This window comes from Methyloceanibacter stevinii, from assembly GCF_001723355.1.
GTDB classification, from domain to species: Bacteria; Pseudomonadota; Alphaproteobacteria; order Rhizobiales; family Methyloligellaceae; genus Methyloceanibacter; species Methyloceanibacter stevinii.
The window spans coordinates 14,614-32,752 of sequence record NZ_LPWE01000011.1; the positions used below are offsets into that span (position 1 = coordinate 14,614).

At 65.0% G+C, this 18,139-nt stretch carries 18 protein-coding genes; 6 read left to right on the forward strand and 12 right to left on the reverse strand.

Annotated elements, in window-relative coordinates; all coding sequences use genetic code 11:
* Position 1 precedes the first annotated feature (1 nt).
* Positions 2-1,417 carry a M16 family metallopeptidase gene (locus tag AUC70_RS06760; protein WP_069444180.1) on the forward strand — a complete coding sequence of 472 codons (1,416 nt, stop codon included), beginning with the start codon at positions 2-4 and terminating at the stop codon, positions 1,415-1,417.
* A gap of 130 nt (positions 1,418-1,547) precedes the next feature.
* Entirely contained in the window at positions 1,548-3,389 is a 1,842-nt protein-coding gene (mutL, locus tag AUC70_RS06765; protein ID WP_069444181.1) for a DNA mismatch repair endonuclease MutL, read from the forward strand.
* A gap of 7 nt (positions 3,390-3,396) precedes the next feature.
* On the opposite strand, the gene AUC70_RS06770 is transcribed toward mutL, so the two are convergent.
* Genes AUC70_RS06770 through AUC70_RS06780 form a run of 3 tightly spaced genes read right to left on the reverse strand, consistent with a single transcriptional unit; the run spans position 3,397 to position 5,293 of the window.
* Positions 3,397-3,891, reverse strand: a complete 495-nt coding sequence (locus AUC70_RS06770) for a hypothetical protein (protein WP_141702006.1) — start codon at positions 3,889-3,891, stop codon at positions 3,397-3,399.
* A gap of 11 nt (positions 3,892-3,902) precedes the next feature.
* Positions 3,903-4,463: a 16S rRNA (guanine(966)-N(2))-methyltransferase RsmD gene (gene rsmD / locus AUC70_RS06775; RefSeq protein WP_069444183.1), complete on the reverse strand. Its 561-nt coding sequence runs from the start codon at positions 4,461-4,463 to the stop codon at positions 3,903-3,905.
* Positions 4,463-5,293 carry a pseudouridine synthase gene (locus tag AUC70_RS06780; protein WP_069444184.1) on the reverse strand — a complete coding sequence of 277 codons (831 nt, stop codon included), beginning with the start codon at positions 5,291-5,293 and terminating at the stop codon, positions 4,463-4,465. The genes rsmD and AUC70_RS06780 overlap by 1 nt, the downstream gene beginning before the upstream one ends.
* 67 nt (positions 5,294-5,360) lie before the next feature.
* Between AUC70_RS06780 and AUC70_RS06785 the strand changes: the two genes are divergently transcribed.
* Positions 5,361-5,792: a nucleoside deaminase gene (locus tag AUC70_RS06785; protein ID WP_069444583.1), complete on the forward strand. Its 432-nt coding sequence runs from the start codon at positions 5,361-5,363 to the stop codon at positions 5,790-5,792.
* 61 nt (positions 5,793-5,853) lie between these two features.
* Here the strand turns inward: AUC70_RS06785 and AUC70_RS06790 are convergent, their stop codons facing one another.
* The 3 genes from AUC70_RS06790 to AUC70_RS06800 all read right to left on the reverse strand — a co-directional run bounded on the left by AUC70_RS06790 (position 5,854) and on the right by AUC70_RS06800 (position 7,975).
* A complete protein-coding gene (locus tag AUC70_RS06790; RefSeq protein WP_069444185.1) occupies positions 5,854-6,216 on the reverse strand; it encodes a hypothetical protein in 363 nt (120 codons plus the stop codon).
* Positions 6,217-6,384: 168 nt separating this feature from the next.
* Positions 6,385-7,668: a phosphoribosylamine--glycine ligase gene (purD, locus tag AUC70_RS06795; RefSeq protein WP_244505536.1), complete on the reverse strand. Its 1,284-nt coding sequence runs from the start codon at positions 7,666-7,668 to the stop codon at positions 6,385-6,387.
* 16 nt (positions 7,669-7,684) lie between these two features.
* Positions 7,685-7,975, reverse strand: a complete 291-nt coding sequence (locus AUC70_RS06800; RefSeq protein ID WP_069444186.1) for a hypothetical protein — start codon at positions 7,973-7,975, stop codon at positions 7,685-7,687.
* Between the two features lie 137 nt (positions 7,976-8,112).
* On the opposite strand from AUC70_RS06800, the gene xseA reads away from it, so the two are divergent.
* Together xseA and AUC70_RS06810 are read left to right on the forward strand one after the other, a co-directional pair.
* Positions 8,113-9,570, forward strand: a complete 1,458-nt coding sequence (gene xseA / locus AUC70_RS06805) for an exodeoxyribonuclease VII large subunit (RefSeq protein WP_069444187.1) — start codon at positions 8,113-8,115, stop codon at positions 9,568-9,570.
* A 60-nt stretch (positions 9,571-9,630) separates the two neighbouring features.
* Positions 9,631-9,855 (forward strand): DUF2093 domain-containing protein, encoded by a 225-nt coding sequence (locus AUC70_RS06810; protein ID WP_069444188.1) that lies wholly within the window; start codon positions 9,631-9,633, stop codon positions 9,853-9,855.
* Here AUC70_RS06810 and lpxK read toward each other — a convergent pair.
* The 6 genes from lpxK to ubiA all read right to left on the reverse strand — a co-directional run bounded on the left by lpxK (position 9,852) and on the right by ubiA (position 17,338).
* On the reverse strand, positions 9,852-10,916 hold the full coding sequence (gene lpxK / locus AUC70_RS06815; RefSeq protein ID WP_083241352.1) for a tetraacyldisaccharide 4'-kinase: 1,065 nt from the start codon (positions 10,914-10,916) through the stop codon (positions 9,852-9,854). The two genes, AUC70_RS06810 and lpxK, sit on opposite strands and share 4 nt — an antisense overlap.
* Positions 10,906-12,915: a glycosyltransferase N-terminal domain-containing protein gene (locus AUC70_RS16210; RefSeq protein ID WP_083241353.1), complete on the reverse strand. Its 2,010-nt coding sequence runs from the start codon at positions 12,913-12,915 to the stop codon at positions 10,906-10,908. The genes lpxK and AUC70_RS16210 overlap by 11 nt, the downstream gene beginning before the upstream one ends.
* Positions 12,916-12,927: 12 nt before the next feature.
* Complete coding sequence (locus AUC70_RS06825) at positions 12,928-14,760, reverse strand: ABC transporter ATP-binding protein (protein WP_158007388.1); 1,833 nt, start codon at positions 14,758-14,760, stop codon at positions 12,928-12,930.
* Between the two features lie 193 nt (positions 14,761-14,953).
* On the reverse strand, positions 14,954-15,211 hold the full coding sequence (locus AUC70_RS06830) for a DUF4170 domain-containing protein (RefSeq protein ID WP_069444189.1): 258 nt from the start codon (positions 15,209-15,211) through the stop codon (positions 14,954-14,956).
* 51 nt (positions 15,212-15,262) lie between these two features.
* A complete protein-coding gene (locus AUC70_RS06835) occupies positions 15,263-16,099 on the reverse strand; it encodes an inositol monophosphatase family protein (RefSeq protein WP_083241355.1) in 837 nt (278 codons plus the stop codon).
* 258 nt (positions 16,100-16,357) lie between these two features.
* Positions 16,358-17,338 carry a 4-hydroxybenzoate octaprenyltransferase gene (gene ubiA, locus AUC70_RS06840; RefSeq protein WP_069444190.1) on the reverse strand — a complete coding sequence of 327 codons (981 nt, stop codon included), beginning with the start codon at positions 17,336-17,338 and terminating at the stop codon, positions 16,358-16,360.
* 38 nt (positions 17,339-17,376) lie between these two features.
* Between ubiA and AUC70_RS06845 the strand changes: the two genes are divergently transcribed.
* Entirely contained in the window at positions 17,377-18,108 is a 732-nt protein-coding gene (locus tag AUC70_RS06845) for a 16S rRNA (uracil(1498)-N(3))-methyltransferase (RefSeq protein WP_069444191.1), read from the forward strand.
* The last annotated feature ends 31 nt before the right edge of the window (positions 18,109-18,139 follow it).

Consider the following 18,139-nt stretch of genomic DNA (forward strand, 5'->3'; position numbering starts at 1 on the left):
GATGCCGGTTACGGTCCGCACCTCGCTGGCGGTGTTTGGCCTGTGTCTCGCCGTCGCGGCACAGATGTTTCTTGCTCCCTCCGCGATGGCCCAGAAGGCGCTGCCCGACTCCGCGGCGCCATTGGCCAAAGAGACCGCTCAAGGACATACGATGAGTATCCAAGAAGTCACGAGCCCGGGCGGAATCAAGGCCTGGCTTGTAGAGAGCCACGTCAATCCGCTGATCTCGATCCGCTTCGCCTTTTTCGGCGGAGCGGCCCAAGATGCGCCCGGGAAAGAGGGGCAGGCCTATTTCGTAACCTCAATGATGGACGAGGGCGCGGGCGAACTCGACGCGACCGCGTTCCAGGAGCGTTCGGAATCCTTGGCGATGCAGTTGGATTTCGATGCCAGCCGCGACGTCATGCTGGGCTCGCTGCAAACCCTGACCGAAAACAAGGACGAAGTGTTTGAACTGGCCCGTCTCGCCATGACGGAGCCGCGCTTCGACGAAAGCGCGACGGCACGTGTGAAGGCGCAGATCCTGGCTGGGCTCAAATACGACGAGAACGACCCTGCCACGGTCGCCTCCATTGCCTGGGATCGCCTGGCTTTCCGCGACCATCCCTATGGCCGTCCCGTCAAGGGCTCGCCTGAATCGATCAGCGCGATCACGGACGACGACCTCCACGACTATGTTCATCGCGTCTTCGCGCGGGACAAGCTCGTCGTTTCTGCTGTCGGCGACATCACGCCCGAGGAACTCGGCAAGGCCTTGGACACCCTGTTCGGCGGCCTCCCCGAGAAGGCCGACCTGCGTGACGTGGCGGACGCCGAGCCGCCGCTCGGCCCCGCGCGCGAAGTCATCAAGATGAATGTTCCGCAGTCCTTCGCGCAGTTCGGTTTCCGCGGTATCGCGCGGCACGACGACGACTTCATCCCGGCTTACATCCTGAACTACATCATCGGCGGCGGCGGTTTTTCATCGCGGCTGATGGAGGAGGTCCGCGAGAAGCGCGGGCTCGCCTATTCGGTGACGTCCAACCTCTTCCCCTATCAGCATGGGTCGGTCTTTGTCGGCAATGTCGCGACGAAGAACGAGGCCGTCGGTCAGTCCCTGAAAGTGATTCAGGACGAGTTGGAAGACGTTGCGGAGAACGGTCTGACCGAGGACCAGCTCGATGCGGCCAAATCCTATCTTACGGGCGCCTACGCCTTGCGGTTCGAGTCCTCGTCGAGCATCGCCAATCAGCTCCTGTGGATTCAGATCGAGGATCTCGGCATCGACTATGTCACCAAGCGCAACGCGCTGATCGAGGCGGTGACGCTTGACGATATCAAGCGCGTCGCAGGCCGCTTGCTCGCCGCGGATCAGCTCATCACCACGATCGTGGGCCAGCCCGTCGAGGAACCCGTCACCGAAGGCGCGCCAGGCTAGGCTGCTGCCCGGCTGGGCTGTCTGCCCGCCGGGCTTTCCCGGCCACAGAATCGGGTAAGGTGAGACCGCCCGGCACTGACGCGCAGCGCGTCGGGCCGGGGCAATCGGTTCAGGGCACGAGAGACAAGGCATGGCCATTCGTCAGCTGCCGCCGAATCTCATCAATCGCATTGCCGCGGGTGAGGTGGTCGAGCGGCCCGCAAGCGTCGTCAAGGAATTGGTGGAAAACGCGATCGATGCGGGAGCGTCCCGCATCGACGTGACCGTGAGCGGGGGCGGGCTTCAGCTCATCCGGGTGGCCGATGACGGCGCGGGTATGAGCGCGGGCGACCTGGATCTCGCCGTCGAGCGCCATGCTACGTCCAAGCTCAAGGGCGAGGATCTCTCCCACATCATGACGCTCGGTTTTCCGGGGCGAAGCGCTGCCGTCCATCGCGCCGTGGCCAGGCTCCGTATCACCAGCCGGGCCCGGGACGCAGGTGAGGCGTTCAGCATCGAGGTCGACGGCGGCCGCAAGGCGCCGCTCAAGCCCGCAGCGCGTTCCACCGGCACCGATGTCGAGGTGCGCGATCTCTTCTACGCCACGCCAGCCCGCCTGAAATTCATGAAGACCGAGCGGGCCGAGACCACCGCCATTACCGATGCGGTGAAGCGCCTGGCCATGGCACATTCGGAGATCGCGTTCTCGCTCTCCAACGGCGAGCGCACCACGCTGCGGCTGGAGGCCAGCCCGCCGGGGCTTCTCGACCATGGCTTGGCCCGTCTCGGGCGTATCCTGGGCGCCGAGTTCGTGGACGACGCTCTCCCGGTGTCTGCCACCCGGGGCACTGTCAGGGTCGAGGGGTACGCGGGCCTGCCGACGCTCCACCGTCCGAACGGGCTCAGCATCTATCTCGTGGTCAACGGGCGCCCCGTGCGCGACCGCCTGATCGCCGGCACGGTCCGGGCGGCCTACGGGGATCTCGTGCCGCGCGGCCGCTACCCCATGGTCGCGCTGTTCGTGGACATGCCGCCCGAGGAGGTCGACGTGAACGTGCACCCGGCCAAGACGGAGCTGCGGTTTCGCGACGCCAACGGCATGCGGTCGCTGTTGATCGGGGCCGTGCGGGAGGCTCTGGGCGAGGCGGGACACCGGGCGACGGGCAGTCTGGCTCATGAGCCTTGCAGCGCATGCGCCCGGCCGAATACGTCTCGCCCATCGAGGACACCGGACCGCGCGTCTATCAGAGCGGGCCGCAGGCCTATGCCGGTGCGCAAAGAGTCTCCTACCCGGCGCCCGGTCGGGCGGGCTTCAATGACCAGGCTCAGGCGCCGCTCGGAGGTGTCGCGGCGCCCTCGGCGGACATGCGCGGGACCACGGCGATCGAGGGAACCCACGGATGCGTACCCGCTCGGCGCCGCGCGCGCCCAGATCCAGGACACCTTCATCATCGCGCAAACGGGCGATGCGCTCGTCATTGTCGATCAACACGCCGCCCATGAGCGGCTGGTCTATGAGCGCCTGAAAACTGCGCTCGACAATGGCGGCGTGGCACGGCAGATGCTGTTGATCCCCGACATCGTGGAACTGGCGCCCGAGCCATCGGACAGTCTGCTCGGCGCCGTGGACGAGCTGGAGCGGTTCGGTCTCGTCATCGAGAGTTTCGGGCCGCAAGCGCTGGCCGTCCGGGAAGTGCCGGCTTTGCTCGGCGCCTGCGATACGCGGACGCTCCTCACCGATCTTGCGGGGCTCCTCATGGAAGCCGAAGACGGGAGCGGTGCGGAGGTCTTGCGCGACCGGCTCGATCATGTCCTTTCCACCATGGCCTGCCATGGCAGCGTTCGCGCCGGACGGCGCCTATCGCCGGAGGAGATGAACGCGCTGCTGCGGGACATGGAGAAGACGCCGTTCTCCGGCCAGTGCAATCACGGGCGCCCCACCTATGTTGAGCTGAAGCTCACCGACATCGAAAAGCTGTTCCAGCGCCGCTAGGCGTCTCTCAGAGCTCGACGCGATCCTTGCCGCGATGGCTCTCGACGCAGGACTTCAGGGCCTCTAGAGCTTCGCCCGTCTTTGGGCGCTGAAGCACAAACTCCTTCTCCGGGAGATTGACGCGAAACTCCTTGCCCTCGCTGATGGCGCGCGCCAGCGGGCTGCCGCTCTCGATAGGAATGAGGACGCCGTTGTCCGCCACGACGTCGGCCATCGCCGCGACCGAGTCGATCCCTTCCACGTGGACCAGCGTAGGTTTCTGCTCGCCCGGTTTCAGCTTGAGAACCGGGTCGGCGACAATCATCCCCAGATCGCTGCTATGGGTCATGACGAAGCCGACCGTGGTCTGCTCGGGATCGGGCATGAGAATTGTGCAATCGGTGAAGACGCCTTCGCCATTGAAGTTGGCGCGCCCCTGCCAATCGCCGGTCTGGAACGTGTCCCCGCTCGGCGAGGCGGCGGCGAGAACCAAACCGAGACAGGTGAATGCCCATAGTCGCATCGTCTTCTCCTTCAACGCTCGTATCGAGCGATCGCGATCTCGGTGTCGCCGTAGCGGCGCCGGTCGATCTCCACCAGACCTTCCGGCCAGTTCGGCGGCTCTCCAGCCCGTTCTTCCAGCACGACCACGGCATTGGGCGCAAGCCAACCGCCGTCCAAGGCGCTCTGCAGTGAGGTTGCGCCCAATCCTTTGCCATAGGGCGGGTCGCAGAACACCAAGTCAAACGGGCTCATCGTGCCCACGGGGCCGAGCCGGGTCGCATCGCGCCGCCAGATCTTGGTCACGCCGGTGAGCCCGAGCGCCTCCACATTGCGGCGGATCGTACCGCGCGCGCCGGCGTCTTCCTCGATGAACAGGCAGTACCGGGCCCCGCGCGAAACCGCCTCCAGACCCAACGCGCCCGAGCCCGAGAATAGGTCGAGGACGCGCGTGCTCTCGAACGAGATCTCCGGCGCGCCATGGGTGAGGACGTTGAACAGCGCCTCGCGGACCCGGTCCGAGGTTGGGCGCGTGTTCAGGCCTTTGGGCGCATCGAGCGACTTGCCCTTGAAGCGTCCGGCGACGATGCGCATCAGCTCTTCACACCGAGTTCTCGGGCGAGCGTGGGGCCGAGTTGGTCGGCGATCACCTTGCGTTTGACCTCGTCCACCGTCCCGCTCGGCAGATCGCCCAAGGAGAAGGGGCCGAAGGAGGTGCGGATCAGCCGGGTCACGGTGAGGCCCAGGTGAGCGGCGATGCGTTTGACTTCGCGGTTCTTGCCTTCGCGCAGCCCGATGAGCAGCCACACATTGCTGCCTTGGGTCCGTTCGATCTTGGCGTCGATGGGCCCGTAGCGGATGCCGTCGATGGTGACGCCGTCCTTCAAGGCGTCGAGCGCGCGCTGGCTGACTTGGCCGTGAGCACGCACGCGATAGCGCCGGACCCAGCCCGTGCTCGGAAGCTCCAGATGGCGCGCCAAATTCCCGTCGGTGGTCAGCAGGAGCAGGCCCTCGGTGTTGATGTCGAGGCGTCCGACCGACACCACGCGGGGCAGCGTGTCGGGCAGGTTGGCGAAAACGGTCGGCCGGCCTTCCGGATCCTTGTGGCTCGTGACGAGGCCCTTGGGCTTGTTGTACCGCCACAGGCGCGGCGCGTGCAGGGAGGGAAGGGGATCCCCGTCAACCAGGATTGTGTCTTCCCCGCTCACCACATGAGCGGGTGTCGTCAGGACCGTGCCGTTGACGCAGACCCGGCCGGCCTCGATCCACTTCTCCGCGTCGCGCCGGGAGCAAAGCCCGGCATGGGCAATCGCCTTGGCGATGCGCATCGGTTCCAGCTCGCGCTTGGGTGGGGCGGGGCGCGTGCGCGCCCGTTTTCGCGACGCTTGACCGCGGGTCGCCCGTTCGTTCACCTTGGTTTTCATGACGGCGAAGCTTGCAGAAGATGGCGCTTCCGGCAAGCGCTCCCAATCGGCCTCCAAATCGACCCCGATGGATTTGGCGCTGGACGAGGCCCGCGCCGCAGCCGATCGCGGCGAAGTGCCGGTCGGAGCGGTCGTTGCCGATGCGAACGGGTCGGTGCTGGCGCGGACGGGCAATCGCACGCTGGAGCTGCGCGATCCCACGGCCCATGCGGAAATTCTCGCTCTCCGGGCCGCGGCCGCGGCGCTTGGCAGCGAGAGGCTGATCGACTGCGATCTCTACGTGACGCTCGAGCCCTGCGCCATGTGCGCGGGCGCGATCTCCTTCGCCCGCATCCGGCGTCTTTATTTCGGAGCCGGCGATCCCAAGGGCGGCGCCGTGGAGCACGGCCCGCGCTTCTTCAGCCAGCCCACTTGCCACCATGCTCCCGAAATCTACGGGGGCATTGGCGAGACGGCGTCGTCGTCGCTGCTGCGGGATTTCTTCGCCGCGCGCCGTTGAGCGTTCCGGAAGAACGCGGGCGAAGCGATTGACGATGAGGGAGTGCGGCGAGCGCTAGCGGCTAGCGATAGGGGCGCGGGAGCGGGGCGTTCTGATTGTGCGGCCAATAACGCATGGGATACTGGTTGCGCTGGATCGCCTCGTTCTCGACGTTGCCCCAGCTATAGGGCACGAAGCCGATATAGGACGACCAGCCCCTGCGGCCCGGACCCTTGGCCGAATACGGGTAAACGGGCGTGCGGTCGCGTTTGAAGATTCTCTTGACCTGATGGACGTTGACGCCGGGCGCTTCGGGGCCTGCGATCACGCCGCCCATCGCATTTGCGGGGGCGGACCAAGTCAGCAGCCACAGATAGAAAAGGATCGCAACGACGCCCACAACGCCGGACACGGTCTTCTTGGAAATGGGCGGGTCGAAAGTCATCGTGCGAATCTCAGGTGCTGGCTGCGGCTTAGCTTGTCTTGGAGATAGTGACGCCATCGCGAAAACACAACATTTTCCGGTGACAAAAGATGGGCGAAACGGTGCCTGACGCCTTTCCTAGGCCGTTAGGGTGAATTTCTCCCTAATGCGCCGCCGACGGACGAAGCCTCAGACGCCGCGTTTCACCGCGCGCCAGCCGATATCGCTGCGGCAGAACCCGCCGGGCCAGTCGACCGCATCCACCGCTTCATAGGCGCGGGCTTGCGCCTGCGCGATATCGTCGCCCAGCGCCGTCACGCCGAGCACGCGGCCGCCGGTCGCGAGAAGCCGGTGTCCCGTCGCGCGCGGTGCCCGCATGAAAGATCGCGGTGCGCGGAGCGGTGCCGGCCCGCTCGAGGCCTTTGATCTCGGTGCCCTTGTCGTAGCGCCGGGATAGCCTTTCGCCGCCATCACCACGCAGAGCGCCGCGTCGCTCTCCCACTCCAGCGTCACACCTGCGAGCTGCCCTTGCGCGGTCGCCAGCAGTGCGGGCAGGAGATCCGACTTGAGCCGCATCATCAGCGGCTGTGCCTCCGGGTCCCCGAAGCGCACATTGTATTCGATGAGCTTGGGCGCGCCGTTCTCGATCATCAGCCCGGCATAGAGCACGCCCTTGAACGGCGTCCCGCGCGCCTTCATGGCCGCGACGGTCGGCAGAATGATTCTCTCCATGGTCCGGGCACACAGGGCCTCGGTCATGATGGGCGCCGGCGAATAGGCGCCCATGCCGCCCGTGTTCGGGCCCTGGTCGCCGTCATGGACGCGCTTGTGGTCCTGGGCGGTTGCGAGCGGCAGCGCAGTGTCGCCATCGACAAGGGCGAAGAAGCTCGCCTCTTCGCCGCTCAGAAACTCTTCGACGACCGCTTCCGCGCCAGCGTCGCCGAAAGCGCCCTCGAAGCAGGCGTCGATGGCGGCCTCGGCATCGTCCCGGCTCTCCGCTATGACGACGCCTTTGCCGGCAGCAAGACCATCCGCCTTGATCACGATCGGCAGCTTCTGCTCCGCGAGATAGGTTTTGGCGGAGGCGGCATCCGTGAAGCGCCCGTAGGCGGCGGTCGGGATGCCATATTCGGTGCACAAATCCTTGGTGAAGCCTTTCGAGCCCTCCAGCGCCGATGCCGCCTTGGACGGGCCGAATACAGGGATGCCTTGTGCTTCCAGATCGTCCCCAAGTCCGGCCACCAGCGGCGCCTCGGGGCCGATGACCACCAGCCCGATCTGCTTGTCCGCGCAAAAGGCCGCAACCGCAGCATGATCGCTCACGTCGAGATCCACGCACTCGGCGGTCTCTGCGATGCCCGCATTTCCGGGCGCGCAATAGAGCGAGTCGAGGAGAGGGCTCTGCGCCAGTTTCCAGGCCAGCGCATGCTCGCGCCCGCCGCCACCGATGAGAAGTACGCTTCGATTGTCCAAGGTACTCAGTCCTTAATCAGTTTGCCGATACGCATCGATAGCGAGCCGCGGGATACTTCTGAACCAAAGCTTCAATCACATCGACGCAACCCTCATAGTCGTCCGCATAGCCAAAAATCAGCGCCACCTTGTCCCAGGGACCAAACACACTCTTCTTCTCAAGCCATTGATCCTGAGACTTTCCAATTCGATTCCACTGAGTAGTTGTTTCTAACACCTTCCAGTCGGCGTCATCGCAGCCCGCCCCCGCCGCAGACAAACCAAGAATGAGAATGACCGCACCAACCCTTCTTAAGGTAGTCTCCATGGTCTCCTCCCTTCGTCTGCCGCTCCTATTTCAGTCGCGGCCTTGCTTGTCCGATGCTTGTCGAGATTGTATGCCCTCATGAATTTTTCGGGCGCTCTTAGCACGAGAGCGCACAATATGAAAAAGAGACGCCCCGAATGGCACCCCGCAATCCACAGCCTGAGCCGACCAACGTCACCGAATACTCGGTGTCGGAGCTGGCTTTTGCGCTGAAGCGCACGGTCGAGGATGCCTACGGCCACGTGCGTCTGCGCGGCGAGGTCTCTGGCTATCGCGGGCCCCATGCCTCCGGCCATTGCTATTTCCGGCTCAAGGACGAGAACGCGGCCATCGAAGCGGTGGTCTGGCGCGGCGTGTTCTCGCGGCTGAAATTCAAACCCGAGGAAGGGCTGGAGATCGTCGCCAAGGGCAAGATCACGACCTATCCCGGCGGGTCGAAATATCAGATCGTGATCGAGGATCTCGACCGGCGGCGCGGGGGCGCTATGGCGCTGCTGGAGCAACGCAAGAAACAGCTTGCCGCCGAAGGCCTGTTCGACGAGGCGCGCAAACAGGATCTGCCCTACCTGCCGGACGTCATCGGGGTGGTGACCTCGCCCACGGGCGCCGTCATCCGCGACATTCTCCATCGTCTCGGCGACCGCTTTCCCTCGCATGTGATCGTGTGGCCCGTGCGGGTGCAAGGGGAGACCTGCGCGGCGGAAGTGGCCGCGGCCATCGCCGGCTTCAACGCCGGCGCCGCCACGGAAGGCATCATCCCGGACCTCATCATCGTGGCGCGGGGCGGCGGCAGCCTGGAAGATCTTTGGGGCTTCAACGAGGAGATCGTCGTGCGGGCCGCGGCCGCGAGCGCAATCCCGCTGATCTCGGCCGTAGGCACGGAGACGGACTGGACCTTGATCGACCTTGTGGCCGACTACCGGGCCCCGACCCCGACAGCGGCGGCCGAGCGCGCAGTGCCGGTTCGCTCTGAACTTCTGAACGCGGTGCAGACCTATGGCGTGCGCATGGCCGGCACGATGCGCCGGGCGCTGGAGCATTGGCGCAGTCGTGTCACCGCCTCAGCCCGAGGCCTGCCCCGCCGCGAAGCCATCCTTGGGCTGCCGCGCCAACGGCTCGACACCGCGAGCGGCCGTCTCCTTCAGTCCTTGCGGGCGAACACCCAGAGCCACCGGGCTGTCCTCGCGCGCACGGCGGCCGCTTTGCGGCCGGGGCTTGTCGCCCGCCGTGCCGCCACGGCGCGCGACCTGCTGAAGCGCCTCGACCGGGACCGTACGCGGGCGATCCAAGCCCGCCTGGATCGCGCGCGCCAGCGGCTCGATGCGCAGGCGAAGCTCTTGGGGACGCTCGGCTATCACAACGTCCTCGCGCGCGGGTTTGCGCTTATCCGGGATGCGGAGGGCGCGATGGTGCGCAGTGCCGGGGCCGTACATGCAGGCGAAGCGCTCGACATTCAGTTCTCGGATGGCCATATCGGTGCCCAGGTGTTGGGCGACACCGCACGTGAGCCTGCCGCGGCGAAACCAAAACCGTCTGGCGAGGCCAAGAAAAAAGCCAAATCGAACCCTGACGGCTCTCAGGGGAGCCTGCTCTAGCGCTGGCAAGTCCTACGGCCTGACGCTAAGGTTCACGGAACGAGGAAGACAACGACTGTGATGAATCGCCTAGAACGCAATTTCGGCTTCAAGGGTGAGGCCAAGCTCCGCTATCTGGATGGAGAGGTGCAGGTGGTCACGCCCGGCGAATTCGTCCGCTGTGCGGTGACCGGCACGACCATTCCGCTCGACGAGTTGCGTTATTGGAGCGTCGCGCTGCAGGAGCCGTATGTGGATGCCGCTGCCTCACTCAAGCGGGTCCGCGAGACGTCTGAAAAAGCCTAGCCGATACTTTTTGCAGACGCCTTTTCGAGCGTCCCTTCGAGCAATGTCTTCACGGCATCCTGGTCGTCGAACGTGACGACGATCGGGAACGGCCGCGATCGTTTCTTCAGCTCGGCGACCGCGCTGTCTTCTTCATCGTCGTCATCCTCGGTCAGGCGCGCCCAGTCCTTCTCGGTCGTCACCAGCATCGCCTTCTTGGACTCCGCCTCGTCCAGCAGGCGCCGGGCTTCTTTCTCCGTGAAGCGGTGATGATCGCCAAAGCCGTGACTGGAAACGAGGCGGGCCCCGTTCGACTTCAGCGTCGAGAAGAACTTCGACGGCCGCGCGATGCCGGCAAAGCCGATTGTCGGCAACACCGTGAGCCAGCGTGGGTCGCAATTGGGTTTGATCTTCGCCCGCAAGGCGGGCTTGCCCGCCGCTTCGAACCGCTTGATGAGCGCATCGCCTTTCTTGCCCTCGCCAATGACAAGCAGCGCATCGGCATGGGGCATCTGGGCGGCCAACGGCGCGCGCAACGGTCCGGACGGAATGACCTTGCCGTTGCCGAGCCCCGATGCCGCATCCGCGACGATCAGCGACAGATCCTTCGCGAGCCCTGGATTCTGAAACCCGTCATCCATGACGATGACGTCGGCGCCCATTTGCTCGATGGCCTTCGCGCCCGCCACTCTGTCCGCGGATACGAACGTGGGCGCGATCTCCGCCAGCAACAGGGCCTCGTCACCGACCTCGCTCGCATCATGTCCGGCGACCTGGACCACATCCTTTGCGCTGCCGCCATAGCCGCGCGTGAGGAAGGCGGGGGTCTTGCCTATGGCCTTGAGCAGCCCGGCAAGAGCAATGGCCGTCGGGGTCTTGCCGCCGCCGCCGGAGGTGAAGTTCCCGATGCAGATCACGGGTAGTCCCGACCGGTATTCCGGGTCCTGCGCCAGGCGCGAGGCGGCGCTGCGGCCGTAGAGTGAGGCGACCGGCGAGAGCAGGGCAGGCATGACTTTGGCGAGCGCGACTTTCGCGAAGCTTCCGCGCTTGCCATACCACCAGGACGGCGTCTCAAGAGGCATGTTGCAGCGGCACCTTCTCAGGGAAGTAGGCCTCGATCGCTTCCAGCGTCTTCGGCATAGCGCCCGTCATCGCGGCGACGCAGGCCTCGGCCTTGGCGTGGACTTCCTTGCGGGCCACTTCGTTCTGAAGCAGGTCGAGTACAGCATCGGCAAGACTGCCGGCATCCTCGACCTCCCGGGCGCCGCCCGCCTTCAGGAGATCGCCGTACATCTCGCGGAAATTATGCACGTGTGGGCCGGCCAGGACGGCGGCGCCGAGCTTGATCGCCTCCACCGGGTTCTGTCCCCCATGCTTGACCAGGGAACCGCCGATAAAGGCGACCGGCGTGAGCGCGTAGAACAGGCCGAGCTCGCCGATCGTGTCCGCCACATAGACGTCCGTACTGGCGTCGATGCCGCCGCCTTGGGATCGCATCGAGACCTTCAGTCCGCGGGAACGCAGCATCTCGGCGATGGCCGTCCCGCGTTCGGGATGACGCGGCACGATGATGGTGGCGATATCCGGCAAGACCTCTTTGATCTTGGCGTGGGCTGCCCCGATGATCTCGTCCTCTCCGGGATGGGTGCTGGCCGCGAGCCAGATCGGCCGTCCCCAGAATGCGGCCGACAGGTCCGCCTTCGCGGCAGGGTCAACGGGCGGCGGGGGCGCATCGGCCTTCAGATTGCCGGCGGCATAGGATTTGGGCGCGCCGAGCTGCGCGATCTGTTCGGCAAGCCGATCATTCTGAGCCAGGACGAGGTCGAAGGCCGAGAAGATGGGCCGGCTCATGCCTGGGCGCCGCCGCCATCTCTTGTAGGACGGCCCCGACATCCGGGCGTTGATCAGAAGGAGCGGGACGCCCGCCGCCTTCGTCTCCAATACGAGATTCGGCCAGACCTCCGATTCCACCAGAACGGCGAGATCGGGACGCCAGTGGTCCAGAAAGCGCTTGAGGTAGGTGGTTCGGTCCAGCGGGACATATTGATGGATCGCGCCTTCGGGCAGCCGCGCGCGCGCGTGACGCGCCGACGTCACCGTGGCTGTGGTCAGCAAGATGCGAAGGTCCGGCCGTGCCTGCGCGATGTGCTCGATAAGTGGAAGCGCGGCGTTGGTTTCGCCCACCGACGCGGCATGAAACCAAACGAGGAAGCCCGAGGGCCGGGGGAGGGTCGCGATCCCGTAGCGTTCGGGACGCCGGTCGCGCTCCTCCTTGCCCTTGCGCGTCCGCCACGCCAACAGCAACGGGGCGACAGGCGCCGCAAGCTGTGTCGCAAGCCGGTAGGCCTTGAGCGCGGCGCCGGGTTTCAGGGCTTCTTCCTTGCTCAGCGGGTCGGTTGCACCCACCAAGTCATAGGCGCGCGCCATCGTTTCGGCGAGAGCGCTCTCGATAGCTTTCCGTCCTGCCTCGATCACCTCCGGATCTTCGGTGTCAGGGATAAGAACGGGCTCGCCGACCACGTAAGCCATCTTGGAAAAAGGCAGGTTGATCGTGAAGGCGCTCCAAGTGGAGAGCTTTATGGAGCGGCTTGTGGCGATGGCATGCGGCACCACGGGGCGGCCTGACTTCGCGGCGATCGTGGCGATGCCAACCCCTGCGCGGCGCGCGGGACCCGGCGGTACGTCCGCCGTCATGCAGACGGTTGCGCCCGATTCCAGCGACCTCAGAGTCTCCCGCATGGCCGAGGCACCGCCGCGATTGCGCTTTCGTTTTCCGGCGCCGGCGCCGCGGATCAGCTCCATGCCGAAGCGGCGCAGCACATCGCCGATCAGTTCGGCGTCGCCATGACGCGACACCATGGCCTTCACCTCCGCCTCGCGCTTCGGCTTCATGATCGGCAGCATCATGAACTGGCCATGCCAGATCGAGAGGATTTGCGGGTGCTGGGCAAACAGCTTGGCGTCGGTGTCTTCCGGCTCGCGCACCAAGGTGCTGGTGGCATAGACGAGCCGGATATAGCTGGAGGCGAGCTTGCTTAGGAAGGCCGTGCCTTGCTCGGATGCGAGAAAACGCTTCACCATCCCGAAGCGCCGCTATTCGCCTGGAACGGGGACGACGGTCGCCTCGCCGGCGGATGCCTGTTCCAGAGCACCGGCAATGCCGAACTGAGTGCGGTGCAGCCGCGTATAGAGCCCCCCGCGCGAGACGAGTTCGTCATGGCGCCCGGTCTCGACGATACGGCCTTTGTCGAGCACGCAGATCACATCGGCTTTCTTCACCGTGGACAGGCGATGCGCGATCATCAGCACGGAGCGCCCCTGCATGAGCTTCTCGAGCGCCGCTTGAACCTTGGCTTCGGACTCGGAGTCGAGCGAGCTTGTCGGCTCGTCCAGCATGAGGATCGGCGCGTCCTTATAGATGGCGCGTGCGATGGCAATACGTTGCCGTTCGCCTCCCGACAGGAGGCCGCCGGCCTCGCCCACGCGCGTATCGTAGCCGCGCGGCAAGCCCATGATGAAGTCGTGTGCCGCGGCCGCCTTGGCCGCCGCGATGACTTCCTCTTCGACCAGGGGCTTGGCCCCATAGGCAATGTTGGCGCGGATCGTGTCGTCGAACAGAACCGGGTCTTGGGTGACGAGACCGATTGCGTCCCGCAAGGACGAGACCGTGACGTCCTTGATGTCCTGGCCGTCGATGAGGACCGCGCCTTCCTGCGGATCGAAGAAGCGCAGCGACAGATTGACGAGCGTGCTCTTGCCGGATCCGGACGGACCCACAAGCGCGACGGTCTTCCCTGGCGGTACTGTGAGCGTCACGCCCTTCAGCACCACGTTCTCAGGATCGTAGTAGAAGCCGACATCGCGGAAGGTGACCTCGCCGGCGGTCAGATCGAGCGGCTTGGCGTTTTCTGCCTCTACCAGCTTGCTCTCGCGGTCGACGATACCGAACACGCGGCTCGCTGCGGCGACGCCTTCTTGCAGCTGCGTTTGAAGGGTCGCGAGGCTCTTGAGCGGCCCGTAGATGAGCAGAGCCGCCGTGGTGAAGCCCATGAAGTAGCCGAGTGTCGCCTCGCCCCGTATGCCATGGATGCCGGCGACGTAGACGGCGGCTGCAAAGCCGAGCCCGACGATGAGTTCCATGGCGGGGCTCGACAGAGCCCGCGCGCGCATGCCGCGCATGGTGAACTCCAAAGCCCGGTTGATGGCGACCGAGGCGCGTGCCTCTTCCTGGGCTTCCTGTTTGTAGGCGCGCACCACGCGCATGCCCTGGAGCGTCTGGGTCACCAATGCGGACAGATCGCCCGTTTCCTGGAGCGACTTGGTGGTCGACTTGCGCATCTTCCGCCGCTGCCGCGACAGCATGAACCAAGCGAAGGGCATGAAGATCATCACCAGCATCGACAGGCGCGGGGCCATATAGAACATCGAGCCGATCAGGATCACGACCTTGAAGGCGTTCTCGAACAGCGTGACGATCGTGCGGCTGGCCGTCGCGCGGATGAGCGTCGCGTCGTTGAGAAAGCCGGAGAGAATGCGGCCCGAATGGACCGTCTGGATCCAGCCGAGGTCAGCCTCGGCCAGCTTGTTGAACATCTGCAGGCGCAGGTCCGCGATGAAGCGATGGCCCAGATAGCCGACGGTCACGTTGGCCACATATTCCGAGATGGCCTTGACCACGGTGATCACGACGATGGCGATGGTGATGTAGATCACCACGTCTGCGTTCTTGTTGACGAAGATGTCGTCGGCCGTGCGCTGGATCACGAACGGAATGGCGCCGGTCGTCGCCGCGGTCAGCAGCATCGCGATCGCGCCGCAGGCGAGCAGCGCCTTGTGGGGCCGCAGATGCTCCCGCCAGATGCGTTTGACGATCTGCCCGGTTGTGTAGCGCTCGCCCGTGAGCTCGTCGCCACCGCGAGCAGCCACGCGGGCATCTATGAAGACGTTGTCTTTCAAGGGTTATCCCGGTTCCTGTGAGGCACGGCGGGTGCGCCCCGCCTCCTGGTTCCCCTGTCTAGCACGAGAGCCGTCGGGAGAGCCATGGGGCCTTTACGGCGAAAAGCCCTTCGACACCAGCGCTCAAAGTGCGCAGAGGCGGGGAGGGCGCGCCGCCGGCAGGCTAAGCCGCCTCCGGGTCCAGCAGCCGATGAAGATGAACGATGAAGTAGCGCATATGGGCGTCGTCCACGGACCGTTGCGCGGCGTCCTTCCACGCGTCGTAGGCGCTGGCGTAGTTGGGATAAATACCGACGATATCCAGCTTGGTCAGGTCGTCGAATTTGACCTTGTCCAGCTCGGTCAGAGTCCCGCCGAAGACGAGATGCAGCAGTTGCTTGCCGTTCTCCGCCGTTTCCGATGCGCGCTTGTCTGCAGCCATGCGAAATCCCCCTAGCTCGTTGGTTCGCCGGGCAATGTGCCGAATTGTGATCTAAAGGTCTACGCGGCTGGTGCGTTCGATCAGCGCAGGGTGGAGGGCGAGGCCGCTGGCGACGAGGCTGGGAAATTTGGGAATCTCGCTGTTATAGGCATGCGGCGCGCCCCGGTGATCGGTGATCACGCCCCCGGCCTCGTCCACGATCACGGCCGCCGCCGCCAAGTCCCATTCAGCCTTGGGCGTGAGGGAGATCGTGGCGTCTCCGCGCCCGCAGGCTACCAGCGCCAGACGGTAGGCGACGGAATTCACCCACTGAGCCGTCACGTTGGGCCAGGGGTCTTCCCAGATCTTCTTCTTGAACAGACCGCCGCTCGCGATCATCCGGGCCCCTTCCAAGGTGGCTTGGTCGGTCGTGTGGATCGGTTCGCCGTTCAGGAACGCACCGGCGCCGCGAATGGCGTGGAAGAACTCGTCCTTCTCGGGATTGTAAACGACGCCAATCACCGGAACCCCGTCCTCAACCAGGGCCGCCGAGACGGTCCATTCGGGAATTTCGCGCAGGAAGGCGCCGGTCCCGTCAATGGGATCGATCATCCAGACCCGCGAATATTTGAGGCGCGAGCGATCGTCGGGGCTCTCCTCGGAAAGCCAGCCGTAATCCTTGCGGCGTGTCGTGAGATCGAGCTTCAGCGCGGCGTCGACGGCGAGGTCGGCCTCGCTCACCTGAGAGCCGTCCGCCTTCGTGAAGGCCTTGGGCGATTCCTTGAAGTAGCTCGACGCCAGGGCCCCGGCTTCCCGCACGGCGCGACCGAGGATATCGAAATCCTGCTCGCGGCTAGGCGACGATCCGTGCGCCTTTTCGTGGGTCTTGTTGTGCGTAATCGCGGTCATCGCGGGATAGAAACACTCTCTCAACCATGCTCGAAGCTACCGGTCGTTAATGACGTCCATTAAGCGTCCGGGAAGTCTTCCGTGGCACCATCTACGCAATCAAGGCTACCTCAAGGCAGCCAATAAGGAAGCTAACAGCAAGGCGTCACACGGGCCTCGGATGCGACACGCACCGGGGCCCGCTTGCGTTGCGGGAACTTTATGTGAGTCGCCCGTGCATTTCCCGGGCCATTCGTCCATTCCCGTCACATCGTCCCTCTAGAGGGAAGATGCAACCGTCATATCGGCCAGAATTGCGAAAAAAACAATCAAACCAAAGTCTCGGTTGGACTTGAAACGGGCAAGGCAGTTGTCGGCGTCGTCGATGTCGAGAGTCGCGATCTGCCACAAGAGTTGCCCGTATGCGAGGGCGAGACCGGTGAAGAACAGCGGGCCGCCACCCGCTAGCCAGCCGGCGAGCCCCATCGCCGCGATCGTCACCGCGTAGAACCCGCTCAGCCAATACGTGGTGTCGGCGCCGAACCGGAGCGCGGTGGATTTCATGCCGATCAGCGCGTCGTCTTCACGGTCCTGATGCGCATAGATGGTGTCGTAGCCGACGGTCCAGGCGACTGCCCCCACGTAAAGCACCACCGGCGCCCAATCGAGACGCCCCGTCACTGCGGCCCAGCCCATGGCGCCCCAATTGAACGCGAGCCCGAGCACGGCCTGCGGCCAATGGCTGATCCGCTTCATGAACGGGTAGAGCGCCACGATGGGGATGACGGCGAAGCCAGCCCAGATCGAGAAGCTGTTCAGGCTGAGAAGCACGCCGAGGCCGACGAGGCACAGGGCCAGCATGAAAGCGATAGCGCTCTTGAGCGAGACCTGTCCGCTCGGCAGGGGCCGCGACCGGGTTCGGGCGACCTTTGCGTCGATGTCACGGTCGACAATGTCATTATACGTACAGCCCGCGCCACGCATCACGACGGCGCCGATTGCGAACAGCAAGAGCAGGACAGGATCGGGATAGGCCACGCCCGTGTGGATGCCGGCGAGACCCACCGACCAGAAGCAGGGCAGCGCCAACAGATAAAAGCCGATCGGACGGTCCGCCCGTGCCAGCCGCAGATACGGCAACGCCCAGGGCGGGGCGTAGCGGTCCGCCCAGTTCTTGGCTCGGGCGTCGGCCACGGGTGCGTCGGCCGCGGGGGCATCGGCCGGAGCGCCGGCTTTGCCTTCATTCTCCGGACGTGTCATGTGTCCTGCCGTTTCGCTTCTGCTGCCGCGGGTTGTCCATGCCCTCTAAACTGCCACGGCTGTTCGTCAAGTCCCCGCTTCGAGCGAGCGCCGAAATAACGCTGGATCGGGACCAGACGCATTACTTAGCGAATGTGCTCCGGATTAAGCCGGACTCCTACGTCCTCGTGTTCAATGGAACGGACGGCGAGTGGTGCGCCCGTGCCGGCGCTGCAGGCAAGAAGTCCATGATACTTGTCGCCGAGCACCAAGCCCGGCCTCAGGAAGAGGGTCCCGATCTCCACTATCTCTTCGCGCCCATCAAGCGCGCCCGCATCGACTATATGGCGCAGAAGGCGACGGAGATGGGCGCCAGCGTTCTGCGGCCGGTCATCACGCGGCGCACGATCGCCGAGCGCGTCAAGGTCGAACGGCTCGAGGCGAATGCGGTAGAGGCGGCGGAGCAATGCGGCATCCTGCGCGTGCCCGAGGTGCACGCACCGCAAAAGCTCGAAGACATCCTGAACGCCTGGAACCCGCAGCGGCGCCTAGTCTTCGCCGACGAGGCGGCAACCATCGCTTCGCCGCTCGAGGCGCTGGCATCGGATGCATCTCGTCCGCACGCGGTGTTGATCGGGCCCGAGGGCGGATTCGATCCTGAGGAACGCGAGCTCCTCCTCAAGAAAGACTTCGTGCTGCCGATCTCGCTGGGCCCGCGAGTCATGCGCGCGGACACGGCTGCTGTCGCCTGCCTGACGCTCGTCAACGCCGTGTGCGGCGATTGGCGCTAGGCTGTTTGCAATTCGATAAAACTCTGTGACT

Excerpts from the sequence above, each read along its gene's own strand:
- lpxK (WP_083241352.1), bottom strand. The coding sequence starts at position 10,916 with ATGCCTCTTGAGACGCCGTCCTGGTGGTATGGCAAGCGCGGAAGCTTC.
- AUC70_RS06800 (WP_069444186.1), bottom strand. The coding sequence starts at position 7,975 with ATGGAGACTACCTTAAGAAGGGTTGGTGCGGTCATTCTCATTCTTGGT.
- ubiA (WP_069444190.1), bottom strand. The coding sequence starts at position 17,338 with ATGACACGTCCGGAGAATGAAGGCAAAGCCGGCGCTCCGGCCGATGCC.
- rsmD (WP_069444183.1), bottom strand. The coding sequence starts at position 4,463 with ATGCGCATCGTCGCCGGACGCTTCAAGGGCAAGTCGCTCGATGCGCCC.
- AUC70_RS06830 (WP_069444189.1), bottom strand. The coding sequence starts at position 15,211 with ATGGCTGCAGACAAGCGCGCATCGGAAACGGCGGAGAACGGCAAGCAA.
- AUC70_RS06810 (WP_069444188.1), top strand. The coding sequence starts at position 9,631 with ATGAATCGCCTAGAACGCAATTTCGGCTTCAAGGGTGAGGCCAAGCTC.
- xseA (WP_069444187.1), top strand. The coding sequence starts at position 8,113 with ATGGCACCCCGCAATCCACAGCCTGAGCCGACCAACGTCACCGAATAC.
- AUC70_RS06770 (WP_141702006.1), bottom strand. The coding sequence starts at position 3,891 with ATGCGACTATGGGCATTCACCTGTCTCGGTTTGGTTCTCGCCGCCGCC.
- AUC70_RS06845 (WP_069444191.1), top strand. The coding sequence starts at position 17,377 with ATGCCCTCTAAACTGCCACGGCTGTTCGTCAAGTCCCCGCTTCGAGCG.
- AUC70_RS06835 (WP_083241355.1), bottom strand. The coding sequence starts at position 16,099 with ATGACCGCGATTACGCACAACAAGACCCACGAAAAGGCGCACGGATCG.
- AUC70_RS06780 (WP_069444184.1), bottom strand. The coding sequence starts at position 5,293 with ATGAAAACCAAGGTGAACGAACGGGCGACCCGCGGTCAAGCGTCGCGA.
- AUC70_RS06760 (WP_069444180.1), top strand. The coding sequence starts at position 2 with ATGCCGGTTACGGTCCGCACCTCGCTGGCGGTGTTTGGCCTGTGTCTC.
- AUC70_RS06785 (WP_069444583.1), top strand. The coding sequence starts at position 5,361 with ATGGATTTGGCGCTGGACGAGGCCCGCGCCGCAGCCGATCGCGGCGAA.
- AUC70_RS06790 (WP_069444185.1), bottom strand. The coding sequence starts at position 6,216 with ATGACTTTCGACCCGCCCATTTCCAAGAAGACCGTGTCCGGCGTTGTG.
- AUC70_RS16210 (WP_083241353.1), bottom strand. The coding sequence starts at position 12,915 with ATGGTGAAGCGTTTTCTCGCATCCGAGCAAGGCACGGCCTTCCTAAGC.
- mutL (WP_069444181.1), top strand. The coding sequence starts at position 1,548 with ATGGCCATTCGTCAGCTGCCGCCGAATCTCATCAATCGCATTGCCGCG.